Annotated in this window: 12 protein-coding genes and 7 pseudogenes; 9 read left to right on the top strand and 10 right to left on the bottom strand. The window is 68.8% G+C overall.

What is annotated here, in order from left to right; translation table 11 throughout:
* Positions 1-398 precede the first annotated feature (398 nt).
* Positions 399-1,067, top strand: a complete 669-nt coding sequence (locus ACWC2B_RS36525) for a 3'-5' exonuclease (protein WP_450724420.1) — start codon at positions 399-401, stop codon at positions 1,065-1,067.
* A 405-nt stretch (positions 1,068-1,472) separates the two neighbouring features.
* A pseudogene (locus ACWC2B_RS36530) lies at positions 1,473-1,598 on the top strand (NUDIX domain-containing protein); the annotation flags it as partial.
* Positions 1,599-1,858: 260 nt separating this feature from the next.
* Here ACWC2B_RS36530 and ACWC2B_RS36535 read toward each other — a convergent pair.
* From ACWC2B_RS36535 to ACWC2B_RS36550, 4 genes and pseudogenes are all read right to left on the bottom strand, one after another.
* Positions 1,859-3,013 carry a hypothetical protein gene (locus tag ACWC2B_RS36535; protein WP_450724442.1) on the bottom strand — a complete coding sequence of 385 codons (1,155 nt, stop codon included), beginning with the start codon at positions 3,011-3,013 and terminating at the stop codon, positions 1,859-1,861.
* Positions 3,014-3,192: 179 nt separating this feature from the next.
* Positions 3,193-3,573, bottom strand: a pseudogene (locus ACWC2B_RS36540) (hypothetical protein); the annotation flags it as partial.
* Between the two features lie 247 nt (positions 3,574-3,820).
* Positions 3,821-3,994, bottom strand: coding sequence for a hypothetical protein (locus ACWC2B_RS36545; protein ID WP_450724422.1), 174 nt, complete (start codon positions 3,992-3,994; stop codon positions 3,821-3,823).
* A gap of 222 nt (positions 3,995-4,216) precedes the next feature.
* Complete coding sequence (locus ACWC2B_RS36550) at positions 4,217-4,864, bottom strand: hypothetical protein (protein ID WP_450724424.1); 648 nt, start codon at positions 4,862-4,864, stop codon at positions 4,217-4,219.
* 261 nt (positions 4,865-5,125) lie between these two features.
* Here ACWC2B_RS36550 and ACWC2B_RS36555 point away from each other — a divergent pair.
* Positions 5,126-5,338 (top strand): annotated as a pseudogene (locus ACWC2B_RS36555) (RidA family protein); the annotation flags it as partial.
* Positions 5,339-5,543: 205 nt separating this feature from the next.
* Here the strand turns inward: ACWC2B_RS36555 and ACWC2B_RS36560 are convergent.
* From ACWC2B_RS36560 to ACWC2B_RS36580, 5 genes are all read right to left on the bottom strand, one after another.
* Complete coding sequence (locus ACWC2B_RS36560; protein ID WP_450724426.1) at positions 5,544-7,031, bottom strand: NADH-ubiquinone oxidoreductase-F iron-sulfur binding region domain-containing protein; 1,488 nt, start codon at positions 7,029-7,031, stop codon at positions 5,544-5,546.
* Positions 7,028-7,852: a hypothetical protein gene (locus ACWC2B_RS36565; protein WP_450724428.1), complete on the bottom strand. Its 825-nt coding sequence runs from the start codon at positions 7,850-7,852 to the stop codon at positions 7,028-7,030. Before ACWC2B_RS36565 ends, ACWC2B_RS36560 begins: the two co-directional genes overlap by 4 nt.
* Positions 7,853-8,670: 818 nt before the next feature.
* The gene (locus ACWC2B_RS36570; RefSeq protein WP_450724438.1) at positions 8,671-9,090 is read right to left on the bottom strand and encodes a TlpA family protein disulfide reductase; all 420 of its coding nucleotides are present in this window, start codon (positions 9,088-9,090) and stop codon (positions 8,671-8,673) included.
* Between the two features lie 16 nt (positions 9,091-9,106).
* Positions 9,107-9,556 (bottom strand): DUF4395 domain-containing protein, encoded by a 450-nt coding sequence (locus ACWC2B_RS36575; protein ID WP_450724430.1) that lies wholly within the window; start codon positions 9,554-9,556, stop codon positions 9,107-9,109.
* Between the two features lie 625 nt (positions 9,557-10,181).
* Positions 10,182-10,676 (bottom strand): DinB family protein, encoded by a 495-nt coding sequence (locus ACWC2B_RS36580; protein ID WP_450724440.1) that lies wholly within the window; start codon positions 10,674-10,676, stop codon positions 10,182-10,184.
* A gap of 261 nt (positions 10,677-10,937) precedes the next feature.
* Between ACWC2B_RS36580 and ACWC2B_RS36585 the strand changes: the two are divergent.
* Positions 10,938-11,235, top strand: a pseudogene (locus ACWC2B_RS36585) (IS110 family transposase); the annotation flags it as partial.
* 8 nt (positions 11,236-11,243) lie between these two features.
* On the opposite strand, the pseudogene ACWC2B_RS36590 reads toward ACWC2B_RS36585, so the two are convergent.
* A pseudogene (locus tag ACWC2B_RS36590) lies at positions 11,244-11,489 on the bottom strand (IS982 family transposase); the annotation flags it as partial.
* Positions 11,490-11,540: 51 nt separating this feature from the next.
* On the opposite strand from ACWC2B_RS36590, the gene ACWC2B_RS36595 reads away from it, so the two are divergent.
* The 5 genes and pseudogenes from ACWC2B_RS36595 to ACWC2B_RS36615 all read left to right on the top strand — a co-directional run.
* On the top strand, positions 11,541-11,765 hold the full coding sequence (locus ACWC2B_RS36595) for a hypothetical protein (RefSeq protein WP_450724432.1): 225 nt from the start codon (positions 11,541-11,543) through the stop codon (positions 11,763-11,765).
* Positions 11,766-11,833: 68 nt separating this feature from the next.
* A pseudogene (locus ACWC2B_RS36600) lies at positions 11,834-12,093 on the top strand (IS256 family transposase); the annotation flags it as partial.
* Positions 12,094-12,179: 86 nt separating this feature from the next.
* Complete coding sequence (locus ACWC2B_RS36605) at positions 12,180-12,779, top strand: hypothetical protein (RefSeq protein ID WP_450724434.1); 600 nt, start codon at positions 12,180-12,182, stop codon at positions 12,777-12,779.
* A 673-nt stretch (positions 12,780-13,452) separates the two neighbouring features.
* A complete protein-coding gene (locus tag ACWC2B_RS36610; protein ID WP_450724436.1) occupies positions 13,453-13,674 on the top strand; it encodes a DUF4287 domain-containing protein in 222 nt (73 codons plus the stop codon).
* A gap of 357 nt (positions 13,675-14,031) precedes the next feature.
* A pseudogene (locus ACWC2B_RS36615) lies at positions 14,032-14,241 on the top strand (hypothetical protein); the annotation flags it as partial.

Consider the following 14,241-nt stretch of genomic DNA (forward strand, 5'->3'; position numbering starts at 1 on the left):
AAATAAAGCACTTCCTCCAACATGGACATACCGAACCACCAACACCCCAGATCAACCCACTTGTTGGGGACCTTCAGGCTAGCGCGACGCCCCAGCTCGGCGAGCCCACCATTGCGGAGGTCGAGAATGCCAGAACGGAAGCCCAGGGAACGGCCACACACCAAAGCCGGCAGAACCGACAGGGGCCGCGCACATCACCCCCGCGAGCTGAACGCCTGCTACGCGTATGGGGCGCTGGATGCGGTGAGTCTCCTCAAGTGGGGCCTGGAACATCAGGACATTGAGTCCGTCGACCAGGCCCACGCGATGCTGGAGAACCTGCGTCTGGCCCACACCCGCCGCATCTGGAGGGCGTGAGCAGCATGCCGAATCATCAGCATCGGCGGTCGTCCGGCGCCGTGGCTTTCGGGTCTGCGCTGGCTGGGGACCCGGACTTCTGCGACACCCACTTCGTGGCGATCGACTTCGAGGGCACCACCCCGAAGGGGTATTCGCCGGAGCCGATCGAGGTCGCCGCCCTCGGCCTTCGACATGCAGCGGGCCGGGGCCCGGTGGCCAGCGGCTTCTCCTTCGAGGCGTTCATCAAGCCGCCCACGCACGCGCCCCTTACCGCGGCAGACACCGCGCGGACCGGCATCACCGCCAGCGATCTGGTCGACGCCCTGCCCGCCCCACCTGTTCTGCGGTCCCTGGAGGGGGCGCTGCCGGGACCGCCGGTGCTGCTGGTGGCTCACCACGCGCCGCTGGAGGCAGGCATTCTGTTCCGCTACCGCGCCTCCTGCCCCCGGCTCGCACATGTTCCGGTCGTGGACACCAGGCTCCTCGCCCGACACGTCTTGCCTGGCCTTTCCTCGTACAGCCTCGATGCGCTTCTCGCGCACGAGGACATCCCGCAGCCGCCTCGTCGGCACCGGGCGTTGGACGACGTCACAGTCACCGCCGCGCTGTTCCACCGCCTGTTGACGAGGGCCGCCCGCCCTCGTGCGATCTCCAGTCTCGGCGGCCTCGTGCGCGTGGCGGCCAGAACGCCCCGGGCAGCCCGGCCCACCCAACTCGAACTCTCCTGACCGTCCTTGGAGCCCTCGTGCAGACCCGTTACTCCTTCGGCCGACTGTTGGCCGTCGACTTTCTGCCTGCCGCGGAGGACGAGCCGGACACCGTGGTGCACCTGCGCCTCGTCGGCCCGCTCACCATTCCTCCGGTCACGCCCCGGTGCCCGGCTTCGGGCAGGGTCCGGTGGGAGGCTCCCGAGATCGCCACCCAACTGCTTACTCCGCACCAGGCCAGGCAGGTGCGGGCGGCGCTGACCGCCTGGTGGGCGGGGTCGATCGCCCACCTGGTCGCCGGGACCGTCCAGCCGGGTTCCCCCCGCCGGGCTGTCCCCGACCGAGCGCGCCTCGTTGGAAGATTCGAACGCCCTGGATCCGGCGTCCTACCGCGCGGTCCGCCCGAAGGTGATCTGCGGCGCCACCGTGCTGCTCACCGACCCCGAGCACCGGGTGCTGCTGGTCCAGCCCGCCTACCAGGCGGACAGCCGGTGGCAACTGCCTGGAGGCGGCATCGACAGCGACACCGGCGAGAGCCCGCGCACCGCTGCACGCCGCGAAGCCGCGCCAGGTCCTGCTGACCCGGCAGGATCACGCGTCGGCCGCTGTATCCCGAGACCACGGGCTCGGCGGAACGCGCGCCTTATCGTCAAGGGCTTCGAATACCTGGTGGGTGAGCTGCTTCATCAGCGCAGGGCGATGGCGCTGACCGGCCTCAGGGCGCGAAGCGCCGCCGCCTCGTTGAGTGTGCATGAGGCGGGCGAGATCGGGTTCCGGTCGGTCGGCCAGCACCCATGGGGGCGCGGTGCGGGCTACTTCCCGTACTTGCCGCGCGAAGCCCGCCGGGAGAGCGCGACCGCCGCCGTCCCCGTGACGAGCGCGCCCGCGCTCAGCCCGCCGAGCAGGATCGAGGCCTTGGAGTTGGCGCCGGTGTGCGCGAGGCGCGACGGGGCTGACAGGGACGGGCTCGTCTCCGTCGTGGTCTCCTCCGGTGGAGTGGTCGTCTCCATGGGCGGGGTGGTGGTCTCCTCGTGCGGGGTGCCGGTCGGATACGACGGCATGGTGGTCGGCGCCCAGGTGGCCGGGGGGGTGATCGGGTGGCTGGTCGACGGATGGCTGTGCGGCGGGGTGCTGGTCGGCGAGGTCGGGGTCGGCCAGGACGTGTCGGTCGGGGCCGGGGACTCCTCCCGCGTGGTTTCGGACGGGGTCGGCGCCGGCCAGGTCTGTGGGCTGGTCGGGGTCGGTGTCGATGTCGGCCAGGTCTGGGGGTTGGTCGGGGTCGGGGTCGCTGTCGGCCAGGTCTGGGCGCTTGTCGGAGGGGAGGTGGGCGTGTGCTCCCGTGACGGGGGCGTGGTCGGGGTGTGCTCCCGTGGCGGAGGCGTGTAGGTCGGGACCGGTGACCACGACGGCGTCTCCTGGCCGTAGCCGTAGTCCTCGTAGCCGCCGTAACCCTGCTCCGCATGGTCGCCGTAACCGTGCTCCTCATGGCTGCCGTAACCCTGCTCCTCATGGCTGCCGTAGCCGTACTCCTCGTGCGCGCCGTAACCCTGCTCCTCGTGGCCGCCGTAGCCGTACTCCTCGTCTCCGCCGTAACCGTGCTCCTCATGTCCGCCGTAACCGCCGTAGCCGGACGGCTCCTCGCCCCACTTGGCGGCGACGGCGCGCTTCGTGTGGCGCTGCGGGGGAGCGGCCTCGGACCGGTGTGGCCCGTTGTGCTGACGGGGGGCGACCTCGGGCCCCTTGTCGTGGTGGTGCCGGGGAGCGGCCTCGTGCCCTTTGCCCGAGTTATGCGCCTTGCCCGTGTCGTGCGTCCTCCTCTCCCCGTCGCCGGAGGGATGGGCGGACGTGACGTGCGGCGAGCCCGCGTCGGGATGGCCCTCGGCGTACGCCGCGTAGCCCGTGCCCAGCGCGGAGACCAGACCCACGACGAGAGCGGCCCGCGCTGCGGGACCCTTGAACTTGTACATGCCTGCGACCCTTCAACAGGAAAAACCGGAGGATGATCAAATGCTGATACGCATAATTGGGATCAGCGCCGACGCGGCCCCTGGACCACGCGAGCCGCAGCCGACAGACAACCCGTCCGGCGCAGCCCTCACCCCCACACAGCGCAACCCCCGGCGTATGGGGATGCCGTCGGTCACCTCGCGCGATAGACGCGGGCCGCCTCCGGATTGCCGCCGCACTCCCACACGCCGTGCGGGCAGTAGTCGGTCAGGGTCCGTTAGACGGGCCGGTATTTGCGGAACCAGAAGGCCATTCCGCGCATGTTCTCCGCGTCGTCCCCGTTGCGGAAGAGCCCCCACTCCGGGTACGACACCGGCTTGCGGTGCCGGGCGGCGAACTCCACCTGGGACCGCAGCCCGTACGGCTCCACGACCTGGGCGCGGAACGAGATGCCCTCCGGCTGGTCGTAGGCGTCCATGCCGATGATGTCGACATGGGCGTCGCCCGGATAGCAGTCGGTCCACGGCACGGCGTCCCGCCCCCGGCTCGGCGCGAAGTCGAACCGGAACCGCTGCCCCGGCCCGGATCACCTTGTCGACGCGGAAGCGTCGCCGTGCTGGATTCGTTTGCTGTGACAGCAGTGCAGCCAGGAGAAGTTGCCGCGGTACAGCAGCTACATGAAGAGCTGGCGGATGCGAGGGATTCCGTTGACGTCCCGATCGCCTGGGCCTCCCTTGGTGTTGCCTGGTGAGAGTCTTGATGCTGGTTGAGCGAGCAGGGACCGCGTCACCGCGTCCGGGTACCGCCCGGGGACGTCCTGGGACGTTTTATCGGGATGCGAAGCCTTCCAGCAGCCCGATCAGGCCCGTCGTGTCCGAGAGATCCGGCAGCACCACGGCGGCGCCGGCTCTGGCCAGTTCGGTCTGGCTGTGGACACCATTGGCGACGGCGATGCCATCGACGTCCAACTCCAGCGCGGCAACATCGACATGGTCATCCACTGCCTCTCAAAGACGTACCCGACGACATCCCCTCCCCGAAGGCCTCGTCTTCGCCGCGATGCTCCCCCGCGACGACGTCCGCGACGCCCTCGTCGTGTAGGGAACTGCTCTAGCTCAGCAATCGGGCCCGTATCTCAGCGGCACGTCAGCAAAGCGGCGCCATCAGCCGGGAATCTGCGTGGTTGGCATCCTTCTTTGGTCTGCCGAACTCGCGGCTCGGAATCAGGAGCGAACCACCTCGTCCCAGGCGCGGGGACTGTGGTGGTTCTCGTGTCCCGCCGCGAGCACGTACCGCAGTTCCGCTAGATGCTGGGTGTTCGCCGGGAGATCCAACTGGTCGAGCAGGGCCAGTGCGGCGGCCGGTTCCAAGTCGCCGTAGACGTCGTGGTAACTCGCCAGGAGGCCTTGAAAGAGGACTGAGTGCAGCGCGGGGAGCCCCACGGCAGTACGGTACGTCGGCTCCTTCACCGGCCAGGGCACCGGGCCCGAACACTCCAGAACCCGACGGGCTCGGTGGAGCAGCGCTTCCGATCGCTCAGCCACCACCCGGTCGATGTCATTACCAAGCACTTCGGCGAAGGCCGTCGCGGCAGTACGGCGGTCCTCGAACCAGTCCACCCAGAGCGAGTAGGTGACGGCCTCGGCGTCCCTGTCCGCCGCCAGGCGCCGGCGGTAGCCGTCCCACAGCACCTCGGCCGGCAAGGGGCCCTCCGCGCTCACGTCTGCGAACCGGATCTCGCACGTAACCCAGTAGTCGTCGAGGAGGTCCAGGAGCCCGAAGGCCAACCGCACCTGGTCGGCTGTATCAAGGTCTTCGGCGAATACCTCGCCAGCCCAGGAGTGCGCCACATCGTTCGCCGTGAGCAGCACACCTGGCTCCGCGTCGCTCACTCAACCATCACGCGCCTGGGTATCGCCCTGATCAGCCAGCCAACGCCGCGCCGCCTCCACGGCCTGCATCTCCATTCGGAAAGTATGACAACCTTCGCGAGATCCGACTAAACGGCCTAGCGGTTGACGCCCCCGACGTCACCCTGACTGCTGAACCAGGCCTGGTAGGGGACTTCATGTGTCTGCTGAACTGCGCTGAAGCCGCAGGTCGTCATGCCGACCAGGAATGAGTTCCTACACCTGGACCACTACGGCGCCACCCGGAACCAGGTCGTCTCGCAGACCCTGTACGTGGTGAACCTGCGGCGGAATGCCGCGGCGACGGCGGAGGGCAACCTGGGGTACTTCGGCGACCACCGTCCGGCCAGCACGGTCTTGGGCATCACTGAACTGACCCTGCCCGGCCAGGTCATCGAAATCTGCTTCGTCATCGACACGAAACTGCCCGCTTGAGGGGTCTCTCCCTCGCGCGTCCCACCGCCTCTGAGGTGCTCCGTTCGTAAAAAACAGCACGAGGACCGGATCGCCGGGCCGGCCACCGCCCGGCGGGGCCATCGGCCGGGCTCTGCAACCCTCGCCGTTGGGCAGGAACAGGTCCCAGGCCGGCGGCCAGTGGTCCGGGAGCACGGTGCGTTGTTCCGGTCAGCAGCTGAGGCACTCAGACTTGCCCGCGACGCCGGAGACGCATGGCCAGGGCCGGGCACTGGTTGACGACGCGGCGGGCGTCGTGCTCCTGCCAGGGGGCGACCGGGATGGTGGTGGAAGTGGGGTAGCCGTGCGGGCCGAGGCGAACGAGGTCGGGGGTGAGCACAGCGCACAGACCATGACCGGTGCAGCGTGACCAGTCCACCTCCAGCCGGGGGCCCTTAGCAGGCGGAAGGGGCAGAACTCCGCGTACGGGGCGGCCGCAGCCGGGGCCGAACAGGTGGGCGTTGACGTCCTCGGAAAAGACGTGCAGCGCGGTGAGCAGGAAGCGGGCCGTGCCGTCCGGGTGCGAGCAGGCGCCACCGGCCTGGGCCGCGCCGAGGGCTCGCCGGGCGTCCTCCAGTACTGCGGGCTCGGCGGCACCGGCGGCCAGCATGGCCAGGGCCTCGGCGGCTTCGGGCAGGCCGCGTTTGCACGGTCCGCACTGGCCGGTGGACTCGGCCGCCAGCCAGGCCGCTACTTGGGCGGACTCGCCGAGCGGGCAGGTGTCGTCGGGGAGCGTGACGATGGCGCCCGCGCCGAGGGTTCCACCGAGGCCGGCGAGTCCGGCGCGGGAGAGAGGCGCGCCGACGGCGTCCGACGGGTGCAGCCAGGCACCGTGGTAGCCGCCCACCAGCACGCCGATCCCCGGCTGGAGGCCGCAGGCGTCCAGTACCTGGCCCAGCGGGGCTCCGGTCGGAACCTCGACGACGAGCGGACCAGCACCTGGCCGGTTGACGGTGAGCAGGATGGTGCCGGGTTCGGCGGCGGTGCCGACGGCCGCGTAGGCGTTGGGCCCGATCCGTGCCGCGATGGCGAGTTGGGCCCATGTCTCGGCGTTGGAGAGCAGCGTCGGGCGACGACGCACCCCGCCCGCTGCGCCGTCGGCCGCGCGGGCCTTCAGCGGCGCCGGTGCCACCGGCAGACCGTTGATGCCCCGGATCAGGGCCCCGGACTCGCCGGAGACGAAGCGTTCGGGGAGGCATACGGTCCGGGCCTTGCAGGGAAGTTCACGCTCGGCGAGGGCGGCCGGGACCGATATCTCGCCCGGGCTGCCCGCGGCGACGCCGATCACGATCTCCTCGGCGCCGAACGCGGCCGCGGCCAGGCAGGCGCCGTCCAGGACCAGATGAGGCGTGCGGGCGAGCAGCATCTTGTCCTTGGCGCTGGCCGGTTCGCCCTCCGCGCCGTTCACCACGACGACGGGCGGCGCACCGGTGCGGTCGGCGGTGGCGAGTGTGGCCCGGGCCTTGCGGGCGAACGGGAAGCCGGCGCCGCCGCGGCCGGACAACTCGATGGACTCGGCGAGGGCGAGCAGACCGTCCCTGTCCAGTGGGCGCAGCGGCGGGTGGACACGGGTGTGGGCGGCGAGGTCCAGGCGCTGGTAACGGTCCAGGCCGGCGGTCAGCCGGGCAGTATCCAGCCAGCGCGCCTCGGGCAGCTCCAGCGGAGCGTTCTTCATTCGCTGCCCCCCGGCTGGGCCAGGTACAGCGGCCTGGACGCTGGTCTCGCGTGCTTGGGCTGCCTGGGCAGGCCGTCACTCTGAGCGGACCGGCGAGTCGCTGTCGTCGGTGCAGCGGACCGGGCGGTCCAGGCGATCGGGCGGATGCCGGTTGCGGACCGGGTGGGCAGTGCGGTCGGACGGACGGTGGCGGGCCGATATGCCTTGGCGTCGCGCCGACGTCGGCTCAGGGTCCGGTGGCGGCCCAGGTAGGAAAGGACACGGACCATCAGTGCGAGCGCCACCAAGGCCGCGCACAGGCCGTATCCCCAGAGCACCCACGCATGTGCCTTGCGCCCCGCCGTCAACCCGTGTGCCAGTGAGACCGGCCAGCAGAGGTATGCCATCGAGTGCAGCACCCGCCACAGCCAGGCGTGGCGGATGCCGGCGAACCGGCCGCGGAGCACGCCGGTGGCCGTGATCAGGACGAGCAGGTCGGTGGCGATGGTGCCCAGGCTCACCGCGAGGGCGGTGCCGCCAGTGAAGGGGGCCAGGGCGGTCTGCGGAGCGGCGTGCCGCTCGACGATCTTGACCGCGATGTGGGTGGCGAGGAAGCCGAGCGCTGCGACGGCGCTCGCCCGGTGCACCGACTGCACGGCCACCCGCATCCGGGGAGTCAACACCAGCCGGTCGGTGGCGGCGAGCCCGCATGTCACCACGGCGGTCAGCGAGAGCAGGGTGAAGACTCCGGCGAAGTAGTCCAGGAAGGCCATCATCCGGCTGGCCACTCCGGCCGACACGGCGCCGGTCACAGGACGGGCGAGCAGAACGACACTGGACATGGGGCACCTTCTTCCTTGTATTCGGGTCACGCACCAGGCCGTGGCACGACCGGATCGGGGTTCGACATGCCCACGTCGGGAAAGGGTGCCGCCGGGAAGCATCGCGTCGGCGGCCGACACGACAGGGTCATCGTTAGCCCGTAGCGCAGTCTGATCACAATGGTCCCGATACGGCCCGAGGTCGTAGCAGGGCTCGCGACGGCCTCGGTTTCCCCGGCACGGGGCGGCCTTTCTCATCACGGCCGTGTGTAGTAGACGCCGGAAGCCGCGTGACCAGACTCACCCGCGAGAAAGCCAAGGCCGTATCGAGATCCTGGGTCATGCGATCACGGGCCTTGACCCTGATCTTGGACACACGAGGCGCTGGATCGTTCCGTGTAAGCACACCGACGGCTTCCCGTCGGCGGCGTCCGGCACGGCCAGCATCCGCAAGGGCTACGGGTACTCGCGCGCGAGCGCCTGAACGACGGCATCCCACCCCGATACGGAACGATCGAGGCGGCTACCGCACTGCGGGTCAACTCGCCATCCTGACGGACTCTTCATCAAGGACTTCGGCCACCGTCTCCCACGCTCCGGCAGCCTCACCCGCGCATGTTCCACCAATACGAGCGCGGTCTGCATCCGCTCGGCCCCCTACCAGAGCCCAGCAGATCCCTCGCGGACTCTCCTCCCGGGCCTCCGGCAAACCGATCACCGACGACCCACAACCCCCACGAGACTGACGACCGAAGCACCTCAACTCCCCTGCCACCAACCGGCGTTCGGGGCTCGCCCGCCCGGAACCGAACGATCACGTTCAGAATGCGGAAGCCTTCTCAATCCGCTGTGGCCTGCTCCACCGCCGAAACCACGTCCTCCCTGGTCGGCGCCCCGGAGGCGCGGCGTACGACGCGACCGGTGCGGTCGAGGACGAGCACGGTGGGGGTACGCATCACGTCGACGCGGCGAACCAGGTCGAGCCGGGTCTCGGCGTCGATCTCCACATGGCGCACGCCAGGCGTCTGGGCGGCCACGCCGGCCAGCAAACGCCGTGTCGCGGGGCAGGCGGCGCAGAGGGCCGTCGAGAACTGCACCAGCGTCGCCCGCTCGCCGAGCGCCACACCCAGCTCACCGGAGGACAACCGCAGCACGTCGCCCCGGCCCTCCGCACGCAGCCTGCCGCCGCTGCGGGCACGGACCAGCCCGAAGACAGTCGCTGCCGCGAGCACTACGGCGGCCACCATCAGTCCGGTCAGATCATTCACGGCGACCTCATCCGTGGCGCAGCCGGGCCCGGCTGCGGACCGCGAGCAGGTAGAGCTCGCAGCCCAGGCAGTAGCCGAAGACGGCGTTCAGAAAGGCGGCAGCGAGCGCCGCGGCGCTCGCCGTGATACCGAGCCAGGTGGCACCGGACAGGTATCCCGCCGCCCCGGCAGCCGCAAAGCCCAGGCCGACCGCCTGCGCGAACCGCGGCGGCCGCTCGTCCTCAAGCTCCTGCGGCGGCCCGAGCCGGGGACGCACCAGCCGACGGTAGAGCCAGCCGTACGGGGACCAGCGCAGCCCCAGAACCGCGCCGACGGCAAAAACAACAGCCTGGCCCGCGAGCAGCACACCGCTGCCGGTGACCAGGACCACGAGCAGAACAAGGGTGGTGAGCAGCGCGGCGAAGCGCGGCCCACGCGGGTCGAGGCGGACGGGCATACCGGGGGTGCGGTCAGGCATGGCGACTCCGGGACGAAAGGGATGGATCCTGGCGAGTCGAGTGCGCGGTCAGCGACACGCGGCGGACCACACCCGACCGAAGTCGATGTGAGCCCTGATAACCAGGAACGTCGCGGAGAACATGCCGCCATTGCAGCAGCCACCCCCGCCGCGGTCAATCACCACTCACCTACCGGACACGCGCCCCGGCCACCCGGCAACGGCCCGCCCCGATCGTTCCCGCACCGCAGGCAGCCGGCGTGTACCGCACCAACTGACCCCGTGCACACGGTGGTTGCCAGCCACCCCACACGAACCACTCCACCCGGCCCAGCCTTTGAGTGCCATGCTGCCCTCGCCCCGGGGCAGGCGGCGGCCCCATGCCGGCGTGACGGAACGCCACGCCCCGGGGCCACCCGCATCCAGGCGGCCCAGCTGTACGGCCCCATCCGCGCTGACGACTCCGCTGAGTCGACGCATGTCCCTCACGCACCGGACTTGTCCAGGAGTTGCTGACCTGGGTTGAGCGCTGGCAAACATGCAGAGGTGGCTAGAGATCGATTCCACAGGGTTTAGTGGTCGTGGGCGATCAGGGCTCGCATCATTGGTTGGTCGGTGCGACCGCACCTGACTTACCGCACTCGCGTCACCGCCCGATCGAGCCGTCGATCTGCTCGCGCAGGATGTCCGCGTGACCGGCGTGCCGGGCGGTCTCCTCGATCATGTGGACCAGCACCCAGCGCATCGACGGCGGCGGGGTCTCGCGCAGCGAGCGAGCGCCGGGGCGGTCCAAGTCGGTGCAGGCGAGGGCGACCTCGTTGGCCCGGGCGATTGCCTCGCGATAGGCGTCCGCCAAGTCCGACGCGGTGTCATCGGCGGACACCGCACCCTCATCCTCCCAGCACTCGCGGTCGGCGCCGGTGTAGGCCCAGACGAACCAGTTGAGCTCGACGGCCGTCAGGTGCTTGAGCAGCTGGAGCAGACTGGTCCCGGAAGGGACACCAGCCGTGCGGACCGCCGGCTCCGGGACGCCGACAACCTTCGCGAGGACGGACTCGCGCAGGTAGTCCAGGAAGGTCAGCAGGGTGGTCTTCTCGTCGGCGTTCAGGCCGGGGGGCCGAAGATCGGGGCGGGGCTCCATAGTCGTCATGCCGAAACCGTAGATGATCGGTTCAAGCCGTCAGTGGCCCCTACCTTGTTGATCGAGATGAGCGAGCCATTCGTAGGGTCCTACCTTCTTGCTCGGGTTGATCAAGGCCACTTGTAGGGTCTGGAGGCCCAGAGACACCGGATATGGCTTCCGTAGGGTCGCCCTTGACGGCTCCCCCAACCTGGCCGCCCAGTGCCTCACGACGGCCTGACCGCTGATTACAGTAGGAGCCGCGAGCACCACGTAGTACATCCTGACCGTCTCGCGGGGTTCGCCGTGTCGCCCCAGCTCCTCGTAACTTGGGCAAGATCAGCGGCAATCTGCACCGGCCCAAGAGATACAGCCGCGGTCTCCAACGCGTCTTCTACGCATCCTCGTTGGTCAGCATCCGCTACTGCGATGAATCGCGTCGCTTTTATGACCGCAAGCGCGCAGAGGGCAAGCGGCACACCCAGGCTGTCCTTGCCCGGCAGCGCGTGAATGTCTTGTGGGCCTGGCTCCGTGACGACGGTGCTATGAGGCGATACCACCCGTCACGGCCGCAGCCTGACAACGAGATCAGGAATCGTATGCAGTCAGCGATCGTATAAGGGGCTGCCCGGTGTGCTCGTTGTGCCAGATAGCGGCGATCAGCGCGTGCATGCGCTGGAGCGCGCTGACGATCACACCATTGGGGGTTCGGCCGCGATGCCGTTCGAGGTCGAGCCGGCACTTGAAGGTCTCGTTGACCGACTCGATGACTTGCCGCAACAGCTTGGACAGCTGTGATCCGGCCCGCTTGGCCTCGCCGTTGCGGGCCGGACGATTCCACTCGGCCACGAGAAATAAGGTCCACCGAAGCGAGACCGCGGAGCCATGAACGCGAACATCACCAAGCAGGTAGTCGGGTCCATCGGCTGGGTCATCGGCATCCAGGGCACACTCGGCTTCGCTGGCTCGCAGTTCGGCAACGGACCCTGGGGTTCTCCACACAAGAACACTGACGTCCCGACCGCCGAATGTCTGGCACTTGCGGTGCTGGGCACCGGGCTGGCCGTCTGCGCAGAAGTGAGCAAGGAAGCGTCACAGAAGGGCTGTTGACGTGCCACCAGGCAATGTGGTGCACCGCGAACTGGTCTCCCCCGGGGGCTGATGGAGTCGCCTGAGGCTTCCCCGCCAAGCACTGGCCCCACCTGCGGACGACAGATCCGATCGAGTCGACCTTCGCACCCCATCCGTCTGCGGACCAAGGTCGCCAAAGGAGTCGGCTCCCGCGCTGCCGCCCAGGCAATGGTCTTCACGCTCGCCAAGGCCGCCCGAGCCCCGCTGGCGAGCCGTGAACGTACCCCACCCCGTCGCCCTCATCCGAGCAGGAGCCCACTTCGAACGCGGCCACCTCATCGAACGCCCGAAGTCCACGCAGCCTGAAACCGGCCACCTCCCCCGGAAAATACCCAGGCCTCGTGGGGACATCCCATGGGAAGATTCGGCTCGGCCTGTGGGGGGGTGGGGCGTATGGGGCTTGACTACAGCTACGAGATCTTTCTGCCTGCTCAGAACGTCACTAACGCACTGGTCGAGCTCGCCGCGCTGGCGCCGCGAACCCGTCGAGTGCCCTCGCTTGCGCTCACCTTGCCCGGCGGCGACCAGGTCGCCGTTCCGTTCACCTCCAACTTCAAGAGCAAGCCACTCGATTGCTCCACACGCGGAACGCTTGAACTCGACACCTCTATCATGTTCGGCCTCGACGACGCGGTGCGCGCATACGTCAGCACCGCCTACGACCCGGAACTGGATGAGCTCGGGAGAGTTGCGATCGGGTACGTCTACCTCACGGTTCACTTCGCGTCCTGGCTGCACCCCCGCTACGCGTTACTGGAGTTCACCGCAGCTACGACGGGGATGAGTCGCATGTTCGAGCGGTCCGCAAGCGTCAGAGCAGTGTTCACCGACCTCACCATTGCCAGCGGCGGAGTGTGCTGCCTGCTCGACACCGAGAGCGACACCTTGCAAATATGCTGGCTGAACGGTCAGCCGATCGCGGAGACAGTTCCCGGCCCCAACTTCGCAAGCTACGACGACCTTGTGGCAACTTGGCCAGGCCAAAACCAGTGACCGCCGTTCTGCACGACCAGGACACGACGATGACGGACAGCGCGGTGCGCTGCCATCGGGACCCCGGTCGCCCGCCTGCTGACAAAGCCCCAGTCAGAGCGTGGACTCCGAGCATGACCGAGGCGATCGCCGATCGCGACTCTCTCACCCACCGTCTGCGCGCGTGGATCCTGCTCAGAAACATCACCCTGGGCAAGCCGTGGGCCGCCGAGGAGTAGCTCATCGCCACGTCCGACTGGATACAGCACCTGGCCGCAACAACGCAGATCGTGACCTCGCCAGAGGCCCGCACCTCACCGAACGCGGACCAACCCTCCCCGTTCGGAACGCAGCGAGCCGTCAGCTCGGCCACGCTCGGCTCGAACGCTGCCACGCTGCTCACCGCGGAAGGTTTTCAGCGATGACGTGCGAGTAGGACAGCCGCTCGCGGGCGCGCGATCGCACCTTTCCGCCGGACGGCGCAGCGCGATACTCGGGACTGTCCGCAGTTTGTACTCCTCGGAGAGGGGCCGCTGCTTCGGGCGCGGTGCCGGATCCGAGCCAGGACTGGTGGTGGTGCCGGCCACGCCGGGGGCCTCCTGCCTCGTCCATCCAGACTGAACCGGCACAGCGGGTGCCTCAGTCGAGACTTCCAGAGGGCGGCGTTGTCAGTGGCGGGTGCCAGACTGCAGCCATGACTGACAGCGTGAAGGGTCCCGCCAGCTATTTTCCGTCGATCGAGAAGAAGTACGGCCGGCCGATAGCCGAGTGGAAGGACCTCATCCGTACTTCGCCGTTGGCCAAGCACATGGAGCTGGTCGGATGGCTCAAGAGTGAACACGGTCTGGGGCACGGCCACGCGAATGCCCTCGTCGCGCACACCCTCGCGGAGGCCGACGGTAGGGAGAAGCCCTGAGGGGCCAGATCTGACGTCACCCCGGACCCGCATCAGCGTGCGGCGGGGTGGATTACGGCTTGAGAGGCGATGGCCGGATTGCTCAGGTGCCTGGCAAGGCACCGCCCCTGCCGCTCGGGCTTCTGGACGATCAGCGCGTCGTAGAGGAGGTGGTCACGATGGCCACCAGCTATGAGCACCGCGTTCGAGAGGCCAGCAGGGCGGATGGCTCGACTTCGCGGGCTTGGCTCGGAACCGCGTTGCGTCTGCAACGCCCGTTCGATAGAGATGGACTTAGTCCGGTGGGGCGTATGAGGCGCAGGGGTAGCCCGTGAAAGCCCGAAGCCCGCTGGAGATGACGATTACGGGGGTGTGTGCGTGAAGTTCGACATGGGGTCCACGACGCTGTCCGACCTGGGGAAGAGCACGGACGGTTCGAGTTCTGATCTGGGCACGCTGATCCGGCAGTTGGTGGCGGCCGCGGAGCCGCTGCAGGGGAAGTTCAACGGGGCGGGGAAGGCCGCGTTCGACTCCTTCAAGAACCACGCGGACGAGATCACCAACGACCTGAACGGCTCGCTCCAGGAC

The organism is Streptomyces sp. NPDC001415 (genome assembly GCF_053597395.1).